A 21,415-nucleotide genomic window follows, 5' to 3' on the forward strand; every position below is an offset into this window, starting at 1 on the left:
TCGTAAAATTTGCAATAAAAGGCTTTTTGTAACTGAAAAGCTGCCAATAATTAAAGCATTTTAACCTCGCCGGGTGTTAAGCCGGTGTACGATTTAAATTCCTTAATGAAATGCGCCTGATCGTAATAGCCGCATTGGAAAGCAATCGCCGTGAGAGATTCTTCGGATGACCGCACAAGCTCCAGACTTTTGTTAAAACGGCGAACGGCAAAATATTTTTGTGGTGTTATGCCCACCCAATTGCAAAAGAGCTTCTGAATATAACGTTCCGAAAACCCAAACCGTGCCGACACATCCCTGATATCAAAAAAATCATGTCTGCTATAAACATGTTTACAGAGGCTTTCCACTAATTTCAATTGCTGATGGCTTTTCTTGTTTAACACTAACCGTTCAGTAAGAAACTCTTCAAGAAAAATGATTTTTTGCTGAAGTGTGCTTTGTTCCATGAGCCGGTCATAAAAGTTGCTTGAATGCTTGTTGAAAATATCGCATAAATCAACCGATTCATTAGTGAAATCAGATGCCGGATTTTGAAAGAATAACGAAGCCGCATGAGGATCGAAACGGGTAATAAGACAAGTATTGCCTTTTGCAATGGCCGCTCGCGTGGGGATGGTCCAATGTCCAAGCAGTTCTAACCTTGGCACCCGCATTGACTGATTGCCCCGGTGCCTTATGGTACCACCGTCCGATATATCGATGCAAAGTTCAATAGACCCGCTGGGGTACATCACCTCCAGCACGTCTTCAGGATGCCGGCAGGTCCAGTAACATTGAATAAAAGGTTTCAGCCTTTCCGATGGAAGGAATACCTGGTCTCTCACATTCAAAGATAATAATATTGCAAAATGGAGGTAAATTCTGCCAAATCATTTTTCCGTTGCACTTCAAAAGAAGTGTTCCATTGTTGCACGAACAGCCGGAACGCTATGGAACATGTTGTTTATCAATTATTTGTATTTTCTTGCTATTGAAATAAGCTGATGGTCAATGTTTTACATAGGGGTTTGCACTTTACGGCGCTTTTGTTTTATGGCTATTGTTTGTCAGGGTGTTAAAATTAACGGGTTATTTGCACATAAGAATGCACCGTTAATTGCAAGCCCAAAGGTTGATTGAGTTATCAGGAGGCTGGCTTTGACTCAGATGTTCGTTTTTATACAATTCAGCAAGCACGGCAGAAGCTAATTTTGTTCAGAAATAATTAATATCAGAAACATGAAAACAAAAAAAATCCTTATCGTATGTGCACTAACCCTGATTTCAGCATTTTGCATTAGTGAAAGCAACGCACAAACAAAAGCAGGTTTGGCAGAAGCAAAAAAAGCAATTGCAGCAAGTAACGGCATTTATTTTTCCTCATTTGTAAAAAATGACGCCAATATTTTTGCCGACCGCTATGCTGATGACTGCATTATTCTTGCCCCTAACTCGCAATCATTTAAAGGACGTAAAGGTGCGCTTGAATTCTTCAAATTGGGCTACAATGCAGGCCTGCGCAACGGCAAATTTATAACTGAAGCTGTTTATGGCGACGGCAAAGCCTATGTTACAGAGCAGGGGCAATGGCAATCGATAGATGAAAAAGGCAAAGTTACTGACGACGGCAAATTTTTGGTGTTATGGAAAAAAACGCCAAATGGCTGGAAAATGTTCCGCGATTCATTCAGTAGTAATCACCCGGCTAAATAAGTCCAGCCCATGGGCAGAAAATAATAAACTCTTCATAAAGTTCTTGATGAGCCAGGCATTCCGTCTGGCTTTTTATTTATATGTAGCAGCGATAAAAATCGCTGTGTTTTTTAGAGGTGATTGAGCCAAAGATAAAACCAAAATCTATTGCTCAAAATATAACCGAAAAGCGTATTATTAACAGTTTAAATCTCCGGTGAGAGATTTGTTCAATAATTCCTAAAAGCTGTTGTTTATGAGAGTTTACGTGGTATTGTCATTCCTTATATTTTGTAACTGCTTTGTTTATGCTTCACACAAAACAGATAGTTTGCTGGCTGTGCTGAAAAATGAAATGGCCAATGAAAAGAATTATGACAAGCAAAAAGAAGCGCGGATACAAAAGCTAAAAGACATGCTTGCCGTTACTCCGCAGGGAAATTATGCCAGGGTTTATGATCTGTGCAGTAGCTTATACGAGGAATACAAGGTGTACCAGTTTGATTCCGCTTACGTGTACACCAATAAGCTGCTCGACCTCAGCCACCGTTTAAAAGACCAGTCGAAAGAGTATGCCAGCAAAATTAAGCTCGGTTTTATTTTATGTTCTGCGGGCATGTTTAAGCAAACTTTCGACTGTTTAAATAATATTAATGCTGCTTCATTAAGCAACGAAATGAAGGTTCAGTACTACACCTTAAAAGCCCGGGCTTATTTTGACCTTGCGGATTACGATAATGATGCTTATTACACGCCTTACGAAAATGCTGAATCTGTTAAGTATATCGATTCTGCCATTATGTTTTGCAAGCCCGGCTCATTTGAACAACTGATGCAACTGGGCACCCGGCAAATGAAAGACGGTGATACAAAAAGCCCGTCGAAGTATTTTCTGAGGCTGCTCAATAACTACAATCTCACCGCCCACCAGCGTGCAAGGGTTGCTACCGCCCTCAGCTCGTTTTATAGCAGCGAGGCGCAAAGCGATGAACGGATACAATTGTTAACCATCGGCGCCATTAATGATATAAGAGGGTGTATTAAAGAAACCGTGGCGGCATTTTCACTTGGCCAGCAGCTGTACAGCAAGGGCGACCTGGCTAATGCCTACACGTTTATACAGGAAGGCATGAACGATGCGGAATATTATGGCGCCCGGCTGCGCAAAATAAAAATAGGTTCGGTGCTGCCTACTGTTGCTGCGCAGAAGCTGATATTGATGGAGAAAGAGAAGAACAAAGTAACAGTTTATCTCTTATCGATAACCGCAGTTTCATTATTGGTGCTGCTGGTATTCTTCATCATATTTATTCAGCTGAAACGCCTGAAAGCCAAAGAGAAGATAATTGAAGAAAAAAATGCCCAGCTGGAAAAAATTAATGAAAAGCTTACCGAGGTAACCAAAATAAAAGAGGAGTACATCGGATATTTTTTCAATGTGATATCGGGCTATATTTTAAAACTCGAAAAGCTGAAGCGGAGTATTGACCGTAAGCTGGTAACTAAGAAATATGACGACATACAGGTAGCAATAGACGAAATAAACATCAAAAAGGAACGGGAAACTTTGTTTTATACGTTCGACCATACCTTCCTTAAGATATTTCCTGATTTTATTAACACTTTCAATTCCTTGTTTAAGAAAGAAGACCAGATCTGGCCCAAAGACAACGAGGTGCTCACTACCGACCTGCGAATTTTTGCATTAAAGCGGCTCGGGATAAATGACGATGAAACCATTGCGAATATATTGGAGTACTCGGTAAAAACCGTATACGTTTATAAAATGCGCATAAAAGCTAAATCGATTTACCCTGCCGACCAGTTTGATCAGCGGTTAATGGCGTCAAAATAGTAATGAAATGTGCGATAACAGCATAAAAACCCTTAAATTTTTTTAAAAATTTAAGGGTTTATTCATTATTAAATAATTGATAATCAATTATTTATTTAATAAAACCCTTAAATTTTTTATACAAAGTGGCCGAAAACATAGGTTTTTAGCGGCACAACCCATTACTTTGTTAAAAGGGGAGTCTAAGTCCCCCCAAACCAATTTATATCGTTTTTTCAGGTATTCATTTTAATTGATTTTTTGTGTGTTTTTGCACGAGAGCGCGGCGATAGTTTGCCCGGAATGTTTAATGAACATGTGAAATTATGCGGTATTATTAACCAGATAACTATAACACCCTATGAGAGAAATTTACTTTAACCCGCCAGGCTAACTTATCCTTTTCGTTAAGCATGTTGCTTACTGAAGAAAACAATTGCATATGCTATTGATTTTGCTTAATTAATAGTTTATATTTAACCACCAACTAATTATTAACCAACCTATAACTCATGAAGCTAAAAATTCTACTTAAAGCAAGTATTTTCGCGCTGTTATGTTTTTTTGTTTTGCCGGCTATGGCGCAGAACAAAACAGTAACCGGTAAAGTTACCGATGCGAAAGACGGTTCGCCTTTACCCGGGGTAACTGTTACCCTTAAAGGCACCACTACCGGAACTAACACCGATACTAACGGTGATTATTCATTATCAGTACCGTCCTCAGGGGCTACACTAGTGTTTACATTTATCGGCTACAACCGGCAGGAAGCAGCTGTAGGCGACGGCCCCATAAACATCAAGCTCGAAGCTAATGCTACCGCCCTTAATGAAGTGGTTGTAGTAGGCGTAGGCTACGGTTCGCAACGTAAAAAAGACGTAACCGGCGCAGTGGAGAGCATTGGTTCAAAGGACTTTAACCAGGGTGTGGTAATTAACCCCTTAAGCCAGATACAAGGCAAGGTTGCGGGTTTAAATATCACCCAGCAGGGCGGTAACCCTAACAGCGAGGATGCCGGTATCTCCATTCGCGGCCAAACTTCGATCACCGGCGATCAAACCCCGTTATTTGTAATTGATGGTGTAGCCACTTCAGGCAATTCGCAGTTTCAGAATCTTTCACCTGATGATATCGAGTCGTATGACGTATTGAAGGATGCATCCGCGACCTCAATTTATGGTTCACGCGGTGCGAACGGTGTAATTATCGTTACAACAAAAAAAGGCCGCGCCGGCCGTGCGCAAATTGAGTATAATGGTTATGTAGGCGTTGCCAACCAGGCTAAATATTACGACCTGCTTAATGCTGCTGAATACTCAAAAGCCATAGAGGCTATACCAGGTGTTACACCATCTACTTATGAAAAAGGCGGGAACGTTGACTGGCAGCGAGCTATCAGTCGTACAGCTATTACGCACAGCCATAATCTTGCACTTTCCGGTGGCGCCAACGGTTTTACCTACCGCGGCTCATTAAACTATGAGCAGCAGGAGGGTACAGTTATCAATAATCAGAAAAGGCAGTTGGGTTTTCGTTTCAATGCACAGCAAAAAGCATTTAATGATAAACTGGATATCACTTTAAACCTGTCAAACACCACTGTTTATCGTGACCAGCTTCCTGATGGTAACGTTATAGCTAATTATATCTTTAATGCTCCGCCTACATATCCTATCTATAATCCTGACGGATCATATAATACCTTCGTTGACTTTAACCTGGCTAACCCAATAGAGCACTTAAAGGAGACGTCTAATAAGGCGACTACTTATCAGACATTGGCCAACATGACAGCTAATTATAGCCTTTTACCATCCTTGAAAGTTGGTGTTACCGGTGTGTTGATCCACGACAATACCTTAACACATTATTTCCAGAACTCTTTCCCGGGCGAAGGCAATATAAATAACGCCAATCAACATAGCTATAACAACAATACGTACGAAGCGAATGCACACATTGATTTCAACAAATCGTTTGGCAAGCACAATATTTCGGCTACTGCTGTTTATGAGTATAACGACTTTTTTACCGAGAATTTTTATGCTGCCGGACAAAATTTCACTACTCCGGATTTGTTGGATAACATATTGAATTACGGTGATAAATCGAAGAATGATATTGGTTCTGGTAAAGACGATTATAAAATAATCTCGTTCCTGGCAAGGGTAAACTATAATTATGACAATCGTTTCTATGTAACTGCTTCTGTACGTCGTGATGGTTCCGATAAATTCGGCGCCAATCACCAGTGGGGTACTTTTCCAGCAGTTGATTTGGCCTACCGTTTAAAACGTGACCTGTTGAAGGATGTTAGCTGGATTGACGATTTAAAGCTCCGTTTAGGTTATGGTATAGTGGGTAATTCAAGCGCTTTGAGAGTATATCAGAATGCTACCCTTTATGGACCAAGCGACAGGTATTTTGATGGGTCCGCTGCTTCTAACCAATACCCCGCAAGTTACACTTATATTCAAAATGCTAACCCTGATTTGCAATGGGAAGAGCGAAAAGGCAAAAATATAGGTATTGATTTTTCATTGTTCAATAGTCGTTTATCCGGCGATATCAACTACTACAACGACAAAACTGAAAAAATGATCTATGAGTATGGTGTACCTACCCCGCCTTTCTTTAAAAATACCATATTTGCAAATATCGGTTCACTGACAAATAAAGGTGTCGAGATAGCATTGACCGGCCAGATTTTAAGAGGAACAGGCCTTACCTGGACAGCTAACGGCCAGATCACGTTCAATAAAACAAAAATTTTGAACCTATCGGGAACTTACCAGGGCTATAAGCTCGCATCTGACCAGGTTGTTACAGGATCGGCTTCAGGACGCGGTTTGAGCTCAACATTCCTCACCTATTACAAGCCAGGTTATCCGGCTGACGTTTTTTACCTGACTCATTATACAGGCGTTGATGCCAATGGAAATGAATTGTTTGACGGGAAGACCCTTGACCAAAATCCTAATCCCGAAAAATATTACATAGACCCGAATCCGAAATTCAACTACGGTATCAGCAACAGCTTTGGTTATAAAAACTGGAGCCTGAACTTCTTCCTAAGGGGCGTGTATGGTCAAAAAGTATTTAACAATACCTTGCTGGACTATGAAACCATCACCCGTTTGCCAAGTAACAACGTAACTAAAGGGGCGCTTACTAATGGAATAAAGGATGGTTTGCACGTGTCTGACCTTTGGCTGGAGCCCGCTTCATACCTGCGTTTAGACAATGCTTCATTGGGTTATACCTTTAAAAACATCAAAGGCATATCTAACATGCGGGTTTACGTTGCCGGCAATAATATATTTGTTATTACCAAATACAAAGGGCTCGACCCGGAATTCGCACCAGGCGCTCGCTATACCGATGGCAATGGTTCATTACAGGTATATCCAAAACAGCGTGCGTTTGTGTTAGGTGCTAATGTGTCATTTAAATAATCAGGAGATTTTTAATTATCATAAAGATGAAAAGAAAATTAGTAAATATTATCCCGGTATTGCTTGCGGCAGGTATGGTTTTGCCGGGTTGTACCAAGCTGGACAGTAAGGTTTATAACCAGGTGCTGCCAAGTGATTTCTTCAAAACGCCGCAGCAAACCAACGCATTTTTGGCCCAGGCTTATACGCCGATGACCAACATGCCCTGCAACGCGGTATTCCAGAATAACGAGGTGTCCACAGATGAGATGGTTGTCCCTACCCGCGGTAACGACTGGTACGATGGCGGCAAATGGCAGTCTATATGGCAGCATACCTTTGTGTACGATATCGATAACATCAACAACGGCTGGGGCGATTTAAGTAATGGTATAGGTAAATGTAACCTGGTATTGGAAACATTGTCCGGATTGCCTGCTTCCAACAAGCCGGCAAATGCCGACCAGGTGGTTGCAGAGATAAAAGTGCTGCGCGCATATTACTATTTCATGTTTATGGACATGTTCGGTAATGTACCTTTGGTAACCGACTTTAAAACCGACCCAACCAAAATCTCTCAATCCACACGTAAAGATGTATATGCATTTTTAGAGTCGGAGTTGACAACTAACGTACCTCTGTTAGCCGACAAATCTGCTGCAACTTATGGCCACATGACCAAATGGGGCGGTTATATGTTGTTGGCAAAGTTGTATTTGAATGCCCAGGTTTATACAGGCACTCCGCAGTGGCAAAAAGCTGCCGATGCGGCTGACATGGTTATCAAGTCCGGACAGTACACACTGACCCCTGATGTGCTGTCAAATTTTGTTGTTCAAAATGAGAATTCTACTGAAAATATCTTCGTGGTTCCGTTTGACAACACTTTCATAGGTGGTAACAGTATAGAGTTGTTTACCTTAAACTATAACAACATTTACACCTACGACCTGACCAATACGCCGTACAACGGCTTTTGCGCCCCACAGGACTTTTTCGCAAAATTCAGCGATGCGGATAAGCGTAAAAAAATGTGGGCGATCGGCCAGCAATACAGCTCTGCCGGAGCGCCTCTAACCGATAAGGCTACAGGTTTGAAAGTAATTTTCAGCAAGTATGTAAGAGAGCTGAGTAACCCTGCAGACTCGTTCAAATTAGCAGGCGCCCGCAGTATAAAATACGCTCCGCAGCCGGGTACCAATGGTAACACCAGCAACGATGGCGTTATATTCCGCTTAGCCGATGCTTACCTGATGAAAGCGGAAGCGTTAATGAGGCTAGGGCAGATGGGCGATGCCCTGCCGCTTGTAAATGCTATACGTACACGTTCAGGAGTACCTGCATGGACTGTAGCTGATTTAACATTCAAAAATCTGCTTGACGAGCGCGGTCGCGAAATGGCTTGGGAAGGCTGGCGCAGGAACGACCTTATCCGCTTTGAGGTTGCTGATGGCATTCCGTACTTTACGGGTGCAAGAATACCGGGTAAAGCACAGGATGCGGATCAGCATACCTTTATCTACCCAATACCGCAGGCACAGTTGATTACCAACCCTAAATTGACACAAAATCCGGGCTATAGCGGTAAATAATCAGGATTAATACATTATTTTCACGCATTGTGAGGTTTGGATTTCAACCTCACAATGCGTTTTTAATTGCTACCCGGCCAATAGCCTTCCCGATTAATGAAAAAGCGAATAGCTGTTATCGTGATTTTATTAGCTGCTTTTGCGAGCGGCTTTATCCCCGTAACGAAGTCTGATAGTTTTAGAATTAATGCGCCTTTTGACAACGTTTACCGGCAGTTTACTTCGCCTGGAAGCTGGGCCAAGTGGCAGCGGAATTTGAAGCGGATAAACCAAACAGAAATTAAGATAGATAGTGGCAGAACCGGCTTTAACATTACCACGCCGGTGGTTGTTTTTAATGTAATCGAGATGGGTTTGGGCAATTTTGCCATTACGGAAATAAGACCCGACGGGGTTTACAACTTTAATTGCGCGCTTATTCCCGATAATAAAACCAATAAGAGCGTGGTAACAGCAAGCACCAGGACAAGTTTATTCAGATACCTGGCCGGCATAGTGACAAAAAAAGACGAGACTCCGCCACTGGCAGGATTAAAAAGTTACGTGGAAGATACCCGGCAGTATTATGGTTTTACCATCAGGAAGGAGCTGACACAAAAGAAATTGATAGCGGTAGAAAGAAACGCTTTCTTAACCCGGGAATTGTATCGTCAAACCGATGATATGCTAAGCCGTCTGAACCATTTCATCGCAAAAAATAGGCTTGAAATAACTTCGCCTTTACAAATGCAATATGTGTCGGTTGCAAAGGATTCTACCCAGTTAATGCTTGGTTTTCCGGTAGATAAAAAGCCCGCCACCATTAATGGCGGGGAATATATGACCATGCCCCCAGGCAGGATACTGGTTGGCTACTTTAACGACCGGTATAAAAACAGGGGAAAGCTATACAACGCCATGCGGCAATACATGCGCGATAATTACATCCACCCGATTATACAGCCTTTCGAACGTTTTGATAATAATAAACTGCCTGCAAGTGACAGCAGCGTGGTGAATATGCAATTGATAGTTCCATATATGTAATGAGCAGTTACAAATGATGATAAGATATTTTAAATATAACCTGCCGGTAATCCTCGCTGTTGTTTGTGCCGCTTTATCCTCCTGCAAGAATAGTAAACCATCCGCCCCGCCGCTTTTCCAATCGCTTCCATCCTCGCAAACCAACATTCATTTTGTTAACCGCATCAGCGATAACGAGCGGCCCGGCATATTGGATTACCTGTATTATTACAACGGCGGCGGTGTAGCCGTAGGCGATATTAATAACGATGGACTGCCTGACATCTTCTTTACCGCCAATCAAAGGGGAGGCAATAAGCTATATTTGAATAAAGGCAATTATCAGTTTGAAGACATTACTGCTAAAGCTGGTGTTGCCGGCACCAACGACTGGAGCACCGGCGCTACCATGGCCGATGTAAATAACGATGGCTACCTGGATATTTATGTGTGCGCCGTTGCCGGTAAGCTTGGCTTAAAAGGACATAACCTGCTATATATCAATAATCACGACGGAACGTTTTCTGAACGATCCACTGAGTATGGGCTTGATTTCTCAGGCTTCTCCACACAGGCGGCGTTTTTTGACTATAACCACGATGGCTACCTCGATTGCTTCCTGCTGAATCAGTCGGACCACTCGGTTGAAGTTTATGGCGATACGTCTGCACGGCATACAGTTAACAAACAGGCCGGCAGTAAGCTTTACATGAACCGGAAAGGACATTTCAGCGATGCAACCGCCACGTCCGGAATTTACAGCAGCGCTTTAGGTTATGGCCTGGGTGTGGCCGTGGGCGACATCAACAATGATGGCTGGGAAGATATTTATGTGGGCAACGATTTTCATGAAAATGATTATTACTATATCAACAACCATAACGGCGCCTTTACTGAAGCAGGGGCAAAACATTTTAACCATTACAGCCGCTTCAGCATGGGCAATGACCTGGCAGATTTTAACAATGACGGGCAACTGGATATTGTAACCGTTGACATGCTTCCCGCCGATGAAAAAACTTTAAAAAGCTACGGTGCCGACGAATCGTACGATCAATACCGGTTTAAGATCAGCAGGAATGGGTTTCAGAATCAATACTCGCGCAATAGCCTGCAAAAAAATATGGGTAATGGAGAAGCTTTCAGCGAAGTTGGCCTGATGGATGGAATATCGGCTACAGACTGGAGCTGGAGCCCGCTGATGGCAGATTTTGATAACGACGGAATTAAAGATTTATTTATAGCGAATGGGATTAAACGCCGTGCGCTGGATATGGATTACGTCACTTTCGTGTCAAACGACCAGGTGCAGGGTATGTTAACCAGCGGCAACGGCGCCGACAGCGCCGTGCTCGAAAAAATGCCCCCTGGCAGCGTGCACAGCTATATTTATAAAGGCAGCAAAAACGAAAAGTTTGAAGATAAAAGCGAGGAATGGGGCTTTACTGAACCCGGCCTGGCCAATGGCGCGGCCTATGCTGACCTGAATAATGACGGCCATCTTTCACTTATCGTCAATAAGGTAAATCACGAAGCCGGTATCTATAAAAATATGGCGGCGAGCCGCAATTATATCACGTTAAGTTTTACCGGCAGGCAGGATAACCATTTTGGCGTAGGCGCAAAGGCTTATGTGTTTTGCGGTAAAGAAATGCAATATGAGCAATTGATGCTTACACGCGGTTTCCAGTCATCCGTGGACGCCCGGCTTCATTTCGGATTAGGTAAAAATAAAATCGATAGCATATTGGTGGTATGGCCAAATCAAACCTGCCAGGTTCTAAAAAATCCAAAAAGTAATAATATTTTAAATGTCGACCAGGCCAACGCGAAAGGCAAATTTGTTTACTCGGCATTTTTTAAGTCGCCTAAGCCAATGTTCCGTGATATCACCAACCAGGCAGGTATCAGCTGGAAGCATAGGGAGAATAGCTTTGCAGATTTTAACCAGCAGCCATTGATACCACACATGTTATCAGCAGAAGGCCCGCGTATGGCTGTTGCTGATGTAAACCATGACGGGTTGGAAGATTTTTATGTTTGCGGCGCAAAAAATCAGTCGGGTGTGCTGTTTATTCAGGCGTCCGGAGGCAGGTTCAAACAAACCGTTCAGCCTGCTTTTGCCGCCGATAGTTTAAGCGAGGATGTGGATGCGGTATTTGCAGATGTAAATAATGATGGAGCGCCCGATCTTTATGTAGTTAGCGGAGGGAACGAGGATCCGAATGGATCACCGCAACTGGCTGACCGGCTATACTTAAATGATGGCAAAGGCAACTTTAAAAAATCAGGCGGTGTTCCGGATATCCGGGTGAACAAATCGGCTGTGGCTGCTGCGGATGTTAACCATGATGGCCACCCTGATTTCTTTATCGCCGGTTCGCCTGAAGCAGGAAAATTTGGAGAGATACCGGAATCGTACTTGTTGATAAACGATGGCAAGGGTAATTTTCAAAAAGCTAATATCCCTGGCGAGTTAAAACATGCAGGCATGATACGTTCTGCGGCGTTTGCCGACCTGGATAATGATGGCTGGCCTGATTTGGTGGTGGCTGGCGAGTGGATGCCCGTAAAAATATTCATGAATAAAAAAGGCAAACTGGTTGAAAGCCATCAGCCCGAAATGGATAAATTGTCGGGGTGGTGGCAACGGATTGTTTTAGCTGATGCAGACGGCGACGGAAAAACTGACATCATTGCAGGAAATTATGGGTTAAACTCGAAGTTGAAGCCAACGGAAAAAGACCCTGTAAAATTATTTCTTTCAGACATTGACGGCAATGGCACTATCGACCCGATACTCACCCATAGCGTCGGACAACAGGATTATACTTTTTTAGGTAAAGGCGAAATTGAAAAGCAGGTTCCCATCATAAAAAAGAAATACCTGTATTACCATGATTTTGCAGGCAAGCCTGTGACGGAAATTTTCGGCGATTCGTTAAAAAAGGATAAATATTTAAAGGCTAATTCGTTTGCATCGGGCATATTCTTCAATAAAGGCAATGGGCAATTTGAATTTAAGGCGTTGCCGGCATCTGCACAGGTATCGCCCCTGTTTGCGTTTGATACATTTAACACGCCGGATAAAACAGGGATAGTATCCGGCGGCAATTTCAGCGGTGTGATACCTTATGAAGGTATTTACGACGCCGACTGGGGCGATATTTTGACGGTTGATAAACAGCGGTCGGTTAAAAATATTACATCCGGCGGCTTTTTATTGCGAGGTGAAGTAAGAGACATTAAAACTATCAAAACTGCGCATGGATTGATTTATGCCGTTGCATTTAATAACAATAGCATTAGGTTTTTTAAACAGATTGACTAAAATGAAGAAACTGAATATAAGTTTAATAATCGCCGGAGTGTTACTTGCCGGGCGTTTAACTGCGCAGGATAAATGGATTATTAAAGCAGATAAAATTGACCCCGCCAACTATTACGGTATAACCGTAGCCAACGGGATGATAGGCATTGTTTCTTCGCCGGAGCCGTTTAAGGTAAAGAATGTGGTACTTGCGGGAGCTTATGATTTATACGGGCGTGGGCGCGTAAGCAATTTTCTTAACAGCTTCAATTTACTGAATATGTACCTGGAGGTGAATGGCAAGCGTATAGGTGCTGGCAATATCAGCAACTTCAAACAGGAACTGGATATGGAGCATGCTGCCTTTACTACCACATTTGATTATGGCGATGAAGCATCCATTAAATACACTTACTATTCACTCCGTCAGTTGCCGTTTACGGTTTTGATGGACATCTCTGTCACGGCCAAAAAACAAATAAACATAACAGGGGCAAGCGTAATGGAAGCCCCCGACGCTTTAAAGGATGTACAGAATTACTACAATGAAATAGACCGCCCGCATGTAACTATCAGCCTGCTCACTTCGACAGCAAAAAGCCCGACAGGCAAGCTGCAGTTATGTGCGTCGAACACGTTTTTGTTTAATGAGACGCACGGACAAGAGCCGCGTGTGATACACGAAATGTGGGATAATAACATGCACCTGATGAAATTCAGCAAAAGCATTGCAGCAGGACAGACTTACAGGTATGCCCTGGCCGGGTCGTCCATTACATCAGCGCACAATGCCGACCCGCTTAATGAAGCCGAACGCCTCACTATGTTTGCCAAGCTGGAAGGCGCTGACCGCCTGATTCAATACCATAACAATGCATGGAAAGATCTCTGGAAAAGTGATATAAAAATCGAGGGCGATGACCAGGCACAGCAGGATGTACACAGCATGTTATATCACCTGTACTCGTTTACGCGGGCTGGAACCGCCTATTCGCCTTCGCCAATGGGGCTGTCCGGGCTGGGTTACAATGGCCACGTATTTTGGGATGCAGATCTTTGGATGTTTCCGGCAATGCTGGTTTTGCATCCGGAGTTGGCAAAATCCATGGTTGAATACCGGTACGAGCGATTAACTGAAGCCAAACGCAATGCATTTGCTCATGGCTACAAAGGGGCTATGTTTCCCTGGGAAAGTGCCGATAGTGGTGTTGAGGAAACACCGGTATGGGCTTTGAGCGGGCCTTTTGAGCATCACATAACCGCTGATGTTGCGCTGGCCGCCTGGAACTATTATTGCGTAACACAGGATAAAGACTGGTTACGCGAAAAAGGCTGGCCCGTTCTTTCTGCCACCGCCGATTTTTGGGCGAGCCGCGTGGAACGCAATGGCCCAGGGCACTATGACATTAAAGACGTAGTGGCCGCAGATGAGTGGGCCGAAAATGTAGACAATAACGCATTCACCAACGCTGCGGCAAGCGCCAACCTGCGTGCCGCCACTGCCGCAGCAAAAATATTGGGATTAAAAGCAGACGCGGACTGGGAAAATGTGGCTAAAAATATTCCTGTACTTAAATTTCCCGATGGTGTTACCCGTGAATTTGCGGCTTATAACGGGGAAGGTATTAAACAGGCGGATGTAAACCTGCTGGCCTATCCGCTCAAAACCATAACCGACCCGGCGCAGATAAAAAAAGACCTGGAATATTACGAAACCCGCGTGCCAAACGAGGGAACTCCTGCAATGACACAAGCCGTTTTTGCGTTATTATATTCGCGGCTTGGCGATGGAGAAAAAGCGTATCATTTTTTTAAAGACGCCTACGAGCCAAACCTTAACCCGCCATTCAGGGTGATTGCTGAAACGAAAGGCGGCACCAATCCATATTTTGCAACCGGGGCTGGCGGAATTATACAAGCCATGTTAATGGGCTTTGGCGGATTGGATATTACGCCTTCAGGAATTGTTCAGATTAAGAGCAAACTGCCTGCTAATTGGAAATCTGTTACGATCACAGGTGTCGGGCAAGACAAAAAAACCTTCGTTGTAAAATAAAAGGCAGAATCAGAACCAGGATGAAAAAATTAATTTCTTTCTCAATTGTAGCTTTTAGCATACTGTCATCGTGCAAAAAAAAGGATTATGAAACGGTGACCGGCCACCCCGCGTTATACAGTAATACTGTGCACGAATTAAACCGGGTAGTAATGGGTAATAATTTTAGTCCGGTAGTTGCGTCGCGGAATTATGCTTATGCCAACGTGGCTGCTTACGAGGTGATAGCCGCCGGCTACCCGGAACACTACCAGTCGCTCAGTGGCCAGCTTAACGGTTTAAGCGCAGTGGCTAAGCCGGCGCCGGGTGCAAAAATTGATTTCCATTTTGCGGCGATACTCGCTTTTTGCAAAGTTGGAGAGGCTGTTACCTTCCCGGCAGGTAGCATGAAGCAATATGTGGACGACTTAAAGCAGAAGGCTATAAACAGCGGCATGCCTGATGATGTGCTTAAAGGCTCGGAAGAATTTGCCGGTGCAATGTTTAAATCAATTATGGCGTGGAGTAAATCCGATAACTACGCCAAAACCCGCAGCGAATCAAAATACGCCATCAGCGACGAAGAAGGCCGATGGGTGCCTACTCCCCCGATGTATGCCGAAGCGGTAGAGCCGCATTGGGCTGAAATACGAACCATGGTAATGAAAGACGGCAACCAATACAGCGTAGTGCCGCCGCCGGTATTTAATGTTAAAGATAAGAACAGCAAGTACTACCAGGAAGTTATCGCCATAAAAAACCGCCGCGATAGCCTGACCGATGAGCAGGCACACACTGCCGACTTTTGGGACGACAACCCCAATAAATTGAATGTGGCGGGGCACCTGATGTTTATCAAAAAGAAATTTTCGCCGGCGGGGCATTGGATGAGCATTGCCGGCATAGGGGCCAGGCAAACCAAAGCCGACTTTAACACGACGGTTTGCGGCTATACCAAAACTGCCATTGCTTTATTTGATGCATTTATTGAATGCTGGGCTGCAAAGTACAAGTATAACACAGCGCGGCCTGAAACGATCATTGATAAATATTTTGATGCTGCATGGCGCCCGCACCTGCAAACACCGCCGTTCCCGGAATATACCTGCGGGCATTGCACCATATCCGCCTCGGCTGCAAAGGCACTAACCAGCGTATTTGGCGATAATGTGGCTTACACAGACACATCGGAATTAGAGTTTGGGATAAAAAGCAGGAGTTTTAAATCATTTAACGAGGCCGCTGCCGAAACAGCTATGTCAAGATTTTACGGAGGAATTCATTTTCATAACTCCTGTATAGTATCCAGCGGCTACGGGCAAAAGGTTGGCGATGAGGTGGTTAAAAAACTGGTTATGAAAAAATAATCAATTTGATTTTTTTTTTAATAAACGATTAATTTTTTTAAGTGTCCTTTGTTTACAATGTATTAATAAACAGGATATTAAAAATAAAAACGGCATTTTTTGATTAAATTTTACAGATACAAATAGGTTTTATTTTTATACCTGTTTTAATTTGTATAGCCGATTTAAATAACATGCATGAGATGCTAATTGCCGATCCTGCATCTTGTTCAATAACCTATGACTAAAGATATCACCTGATGATCCTAAAAGATGTTTCAACCAAATTTATTACAGGTCAGACATTACCGGTTGATGATTGCCGTAATAGCGTATGGGATAAATAACTTTTGAGTAATGAGTTGATTGGTTTGAGGCAGCCGGGGAGCCGGCTGCCTTTTTGAATTTATAATTATCCTATATTTATCATTCCTGTTGGAAGGATCCTGTTATATAAAATTGCTGCTATGAAGAGAAACTTATACTTTGCGCTTTTAATTGCTTTTATTTCAACAGTAGGCTGCGGACCGCAAAAAACGCAGCAGGCCAATACACCTGCAGATAGTCTTCAGAACTGGGCGTTATTGCCTTTCAATAAGGTGGATAGCCTTAACCCGGTGCTTGTTCCGGGGAAAGGCAGCTTTACTGATCCGATACTAGAGACCAAGGTTTTGTGGGAGGAAAAAGATGTTTTTAACCCGGCGATTGTGAACCGGAATGGCAAAATTTATATGCTTTACCGTGCGCAGGATAAAGCCGGAACCTCGCGTATCGGGATGGCTGTCAGTAGTGATGCATTACATTTTACCCGCATGCCTTCACCCGTGTTTTATCCGGATCAGGATTCATCCAAGGTACTTGAATGGCCGGGCGGTTGTGAAGACCCGCGTATCGTAGCTGACGACAAAGGCACCTATTATATGACTTATACCGGATACGATGGTAAAGTAGCCCGCCTGTTGATTGCTTCTTCGACCAATTTAATACACTGGAAAAAATATGGCAGCGTTTTCGCCAAAGCCTATAATGGCAAATACGCCAAATTGTGGAGCAAATCCGGATCTATTATTTCAACATACAAGGATGGTCAGCCAATAGCTACTAAAATAAATGGCAAATACTGGATGTACTGGGGGGATACACAGATTTGGACTGCAACCTCGGACGACTTGATTAACTGGACGCCGGTTGAAATGAAGGCCGGAGAGCGGCCGCCTGTAAAACTGCGTTCACAAGCATTGAATATGCCGCAGCTGAAAATTGCTTTGCCGACTCGTGAAGGCAAATTTGACAGCGACCTGGTGGAGTCCGGCCCGCCGGCTATGATCACGGATAAGGGAATTGTATTGATTTACAATAGCCGTAATGTGCCGTCGTTTGGCGATAAAACATTGAGTGAAGGTACTTATGCACCATCGGAAGTTTTATTTGACAAAAACGACCCAACCAGGATATTGAGGCGGCTGGACACTTATTTTATGAAACCTGAAAAGCCGTATGAAATAACCGGACAGGTAAACCAGGTGTGTTTTGTTGAAGGGTTAACCCAATTTAAAAATAACTGGTATTTATATTATGGTACAGCCGACTCGAAAATTGCCGTGGCCGTAAATGCGGTGAAGAACTGACAGCTATTAGCCGAGTAAACAAAAAGACCACCTGTTGCGGGGCGGCCTCATTTGTCAAAAACTATAAGTAAATTCTTTATCTTAAAGCAAAGCCCCTGATGGGCAGGGGCCTTTGCTAACCAATTATAAACCTAAATTATGAGAAGAGCTGTAGGAGAAGGAGTCGAACCTTCACGAAGTGGTTATTCTTATTGCTAAGAGTTTCCCAGAACCTTCGCCACCGCGACAAGGAGGTGTGTCTGCCAAAAATTTCACCATCCTACATTCTTGTTTAGTCTCGAGTACTTAGTCGATAGTCTGGAGTCTTTTGTGACTTCGGACTTGAAATTCAGGTCCCGAAACTAAAAGCTGTTGGGGAAGGGGTCGAACCTTCACGAAGTGGTTATTCTTATTGCTAAGAGTTTCCCATGATCTTCGCCACCGGGACAAGGAGGCGTGTCTGCCAAAAATTTCACCACCCAACAAGGTTTTTTTATTTAAAAGAACGGCGGGCAATTGTCATTTGCTTATTACAAATCTAATAGAGTCATCTTTTTGTTGCAAATTTTTCAATGAAATATTTGTATTTTTATCAGATTTAAATTAATCTTGTATAATAATAAAGATTTTCAAATTTATGTCCCACAGAAAAGCCCAAAATTTAGAAATTGATAATCTCGACATTCAGATTTTGTCGATATTGATGAAGAACGCGACCACGCCCTACACCGAAATCGCCAAAGAATTGATAGTTTCCGGCGGAACCATCCACGTAAGGATGAAAAAACTGGAGGAAATGGGCGTGATAAAAGGCGCCAGCCTGGAAGTAGATCCGCAGAAGTTAGGCTATGATATAACGGCATTTCTGGGCATATTTCTTGAAAAAGGCTCGCAATATAACGAGGCGGTTAAGCAATTGAAAACCGTAAAGGAAATTGTGGAGCTGCATTACACCACCGGCGCCTGGAGCATTTTCGCAAAAATCGTATGTCATGATACGACTCATCTGCGCGAAGTATTAAATGAACAGATACAAAGCGTAAAAGGCATTCAGCGCACTGAAACCTTCATATCGTTAGAAGAAAGTATTAAAAGGCAGATTACTTTGGAATAAATTTCTACATAATTTAACGGTATGAAGCCGTTCTTATAAAATATTGTCATTGCGGGGAGGAACGACGAAGCAACCTCGTCGCAATGCGATAGCCCTTAACGCAGGCGATGGGGTTGCTTCGTTCCTCGTGATGACAGCTTTTTTATAAGCTATTTAAACCTGTCTTTTAAAGCAGCAAGCTTCAACGCCATATCTGTTTCCGGCTCCTGTCTTTTTTGTGCTGACGGTTTCTGAAAATTACGATTGTTATTGGCCATCTGTTCGCGGCGGTCTCTTTGCGCGGGCTTTGGGTCATTCTCCTTCATCGAAAGTGAGATGCGCTTTCGATTTACATCTACCTCAGTAACCGTCACCTCAACCTTTTGCTGAACTTTTAAAACCTCGTTGGCATCTTTTATAAAGCGGTTTGTTATCTGGCTTAAATGAACCAGGCCGTCTTGGTGAACGCCGATGTCAACAAAGGCTCCAAAGTTGGTGATATTGGTTACGATGCCAGGCATTTTCATGCCAACTTTCAGGTCGTTAATGGAATTTACGCCTTCCGTAAAGCTGAATGCCTCAAACTGCTCGCGCGGGTCGCGGCCGGGTTTGGCTAACTCGGCGATGATATCATTCAGGGTAGGCAGGCCTACATCTGTTGTAACATATTTTTGCAAGGGGATGCTCTTACGCAGCTTGTCATCTTTCATCAAGTCTTTTACCGTGCAATTTGATTCTTTGGCTATCTGCTCAACCAATTCATATCTTTCAGGGTGCACGGCACTGGTATCCAGCGGATTCTTAGCATCGCGGATGCGCAGGAAACCAGCTGCCTGTTCAAAAGCTTTGTCACCAAGGCGGGGTACTTTTTTTAGCTCACTGCGGCTTTTAAATGCGCCGTTTGCATCGCGGTAAGAAACTATATTTTGTGCCAGCTGCGGCCCAAGCCCCGATACATAAGCCAATATTTGCTTTGAAGCTGTATTCAGCTCAACCCCAACCGCGTTTACACAGCTGATGACTGTATCATCCAATGATGTTTGAAGTTTAGTTTGGTCCACATCGTGCTGGTATTGCCCCACGCCGATTGATTTCGGGTCGATTTTTACTAATTCAGCCAGCGGGTCCATCAGTCTGCGGCCAATAGATACAGCACCGCGAACGGTAACGTCTTTGTCCGGGAATTCCTCCCTTGCAACTTCGGATGCGGAATAGATAGACGCGCCGCTTTCATTCACCATTACTATCGCGGCGCCGGGCAGGTTAAGGTTGCGGATAAAAACTTCTGTTTCTCGTCCGGCCGTGCCGTTGCCAATGGCGATGGCCTCAATATTGTATTTCTTAAATAAAAATTCTACAGTTTTTTCGGCCTCTTTAGCCTGGCCTGCTCCGGTGTGAGGGAAGATGGCGGTATATTCCAGCAACTTCCCTTGCTCATCAAGGCAAACCAGTTTACAGCCGGTACGGAAGCCCGGGTCGATAGCCATGGTGCGTTTTTGACCAAGCGGTGCACTTAGCAGTAGCTGGCGGGCATTCTCTGCAAAAACACGGATAGCCTCGTCGTCGGCAGCCTTTTTGGTGAATAGCCTCACTTCGGTCTCCATTGATGGTTTCAGCAAACGCTTGTAGCCGTCGGTTATGGCTAATCTAACCTGTTCTGAAGCGGCATTGTTACCTGTTATAAACGCATCTTCCAATAAAGCGATTGCTTCACTTTCTTCCGGTTTGATATCAAGCCACAAAATCTCCTCTTTTTCGCCGCGGCGCATGGCCAAAACACGATGCGAGGGCGCTGTTTTCACAGGTTCGGTCCAATCAAAATAGTCTTTATACTTAATACCATCCTGCTCCTTGCCTTCCACAACTTTCGACTGAAAGGTTCCTTTTTCGATAAACAGGTTTCGCATGCGGGCGCGTACTTCAGCATTTTCGCTAATCGTCTCGGCAATAATATCGCGTGCGCCGGCCAACGCCTCTTCAAAGGTTTTTACTCCTTTTTCCTCATCAACAAATTTAGCGGCTTCCGCCTCCGGATCGATACGCTTTTGTTCCATCAGCAAATCGGCGAGTGGCTGTAAACCTTTCTCGCGGGCCGTCGTTGCGCGCGTTTTTCTTTTCGGACGATACGGAAGGTAAATGTCCTCTAAGGCTACCATGGTTTCGGCCTCGTTTATTTGCTGTTCCAGTTCCGGTGTGAGCTTGCCCATTTCTGTCAGCGATTTCAGGATAGCCTCGCGGCGTTTGTCCAGATCGCGAAGCTGCTGTATGCGGTCGCGGATGGCTGCTACCTGCACCTCGTCGAGCGTGCCGGTCAGCTCCTTGCGGTAACGCGAAATAAAGGGAACGGTAGCGCCCTCGTCAAGCAATCCGGCAGTAGCACTAACCTGTTTTTGATTGATCGAAAGCTCAGCAGCTATTTTTTTATAATGTGATTCCATTTGTTGTTATTGCGCCGATTATGTTTTTTGATTACACCAATTTTTTT

Annotated in this window: 12 protein-coding genes; 10 read left to right on the forward strand and 2 right to left on the reverse strand. The window is 43.8% G+C overall.

Annotated features, from left to right (window positions below; translation table 11 throughout):
- Nucleotides 1-50 precede the first annotated feature (50 nt).
- Nucleotides 51-827 carry an AraC family transcriptional regulator gene (locus Q3W13_RS23725; protein ID WP_302868287.1) on the reverse strand — a complete coding sequence of 259 codons (777 nt, stop codon included), beginning with the start codon at nt 825-827 and terminating at the stop codon, nt 51-53.
- A gap of 394 nt (nt 828-1,221) precedes the next feature.
- Here Q3W13_RS23725 and Q3W13_RS23730 point away from each other — a divergent pair, with 394 nt between their 5' ends.
- From Q3W13_RS23730 to Q3W13_RS23775, 10 genes are all read left to right on the forward strand, one after another.
- Nucleotides 1,222-1,695 carry a nuclear transport factor 2 family protein gene (locus Q3W13_RS23730; RefSeq protein WP_302868288.1) on the forward strand — a complete coding sequence of 158 codons (474 nt, stop codon included), beginning with the start codon at nt 1,222-1,224 and terminating at the stop codon, nt 1,693-1,695.
- 235 nt (nt 1,696-1,930) lie between these two features.
- Nucleotides 1,931-3,529, forward strand: a complete 1,599-nt coding sequence (locus Q3W13_RS23735) for a DUF6377 domain-containing protein (protein WP_302868290.1) — start codon at nt 1,931-1,933, stop codon at nt 3,527-3,529.
- Between the two features lie 491 nt (nt 3,530-4,020).
- Nucleotides 4,021-6,963: a SusC/RagA family TonB-linked outer membrane protein gene (locus Q3W13_RS23740; protein WP_302868292.1), complete on the forward strand. Its 2,943-nt coding sequence runs from the start codon at nt 4,021-4,023 to the stop codon at nt 6,961-6,963.
- A 26-nt stretch (nt 6,964-6,989) separates the two neighbouring features.
- Complete coding sequence (locus Q3W13_RS23745; RefSeq protein WP_302868293.1) at nt 6,990-8,534, forward strand: RagB/SusD family nutrient uptake outer membrane protein; 1,545 nt, start codon at nt 6,990-6,992, stop codon at nt 8,532-8,534.
- Between the two features lie 96 nt (nt 8,535-8,630).
- The gene (locus tag Q3W13_RS23750; protein WP_302868295.1) at nt 8,631-9,560 is read left to right on the forward strand and encodes a hypothetical protein; all 930 of its coding nucleotides are present in this window, start codon (nt 8,631-8,633) and stop codon (nt 9,558-9,560) included.
- Nucleotides 9,561-9,573: 13 nt separating this feature from the next.
- Nucleotides 9,574-12,870: a VCBS repeat-containing protein gene (locus Q3W13_RS23755; RefSeq protein WP_302868296.1), complete on the forward strand. Its 3,297-nt coding sequence runs from the start codon at nt 9,574-9,576 to the stop codon at nt 12,868-12,870.
- A gap of 1 nt (nt 12,871) precedes the next feature.
- On the forward strand, nt 12,872-14,905 hold the full coding sequence (locus tag Q3W13_RS23760; RefSeq protein WP_302868298.1) for a glycoside hydrolase family 65 protein: 2,034 nt from the start codon (nt 12,872-12,874) through the stop codon (nt 14,903-14,905).
- Nucleotides 14,906-14,925: 20 nt separating this feature from the next.
- Nucleotides 14,926-16,251, forward strand: a complete 1,326-nt coding sequence (locus Q3W13_RS23765; protein ID WP_302868301.1) for a vanadium-dependent haloperoxidase — start codon at nt 14,926-14,928, stop codon at nt 16,249-16,251.
- Between the two features lie 446 nt (nt 16,252-16,697).
- On the forward strand, nt 16,698-17,858 hold the full coding sequence (locus Q3W13_RS23770; RefSeq protein ID WP_302868304.1) for a glycoside hydrolase family 130 protein: 1,161 nt from the start codon (nt 16,698-16,700) through the stop codon (nt 17,856-17,858).
- Nucleotides 17,859-18,474: 616 nt separating this feature from the next.
- Nucleotides 18,475-18,951: an Lrp/AsnC ligand binding domain-containing protein gene (locus Q3W13_RS23775; protein WP_302868306.1), complete on the forward strand. Its 477-nt coding sequence runs from the start codon at nt 18,475-18,477 to the stop codon at nt 18,949-18,951.
- 149 nt (nt 18,952-19,100) lie between these two features.
- On the opposite strand, the gene Q3W13_RS23780 is transcribed toward Q3W13_RS23775, so the two are convergent.
- The gene (locus tag Q3W13_RS23780; RefSeq protein WP_302868308.1) at nt 19,101-21,368 is read right to left on the reverse strand and encodes a Tex family protein; all 2,268 of its coding nucleotides are present in this window, start codon (nt 21,366-21,368) and stop codon (nt 19,101-19,103) included.
- Between the last annotated feature and the right edge of the window lie 47 nt (nt 21,369-21,415).

Source organism: Mucilaginibacter sp. L3T2-6, from assembly GCF_030519355.1.
Lineage (GTDB): Bacteria > Bacteroidota > Bacteroidia > Sphingobacteriales > Sphingobacteriaceae > Mucilaginibacter.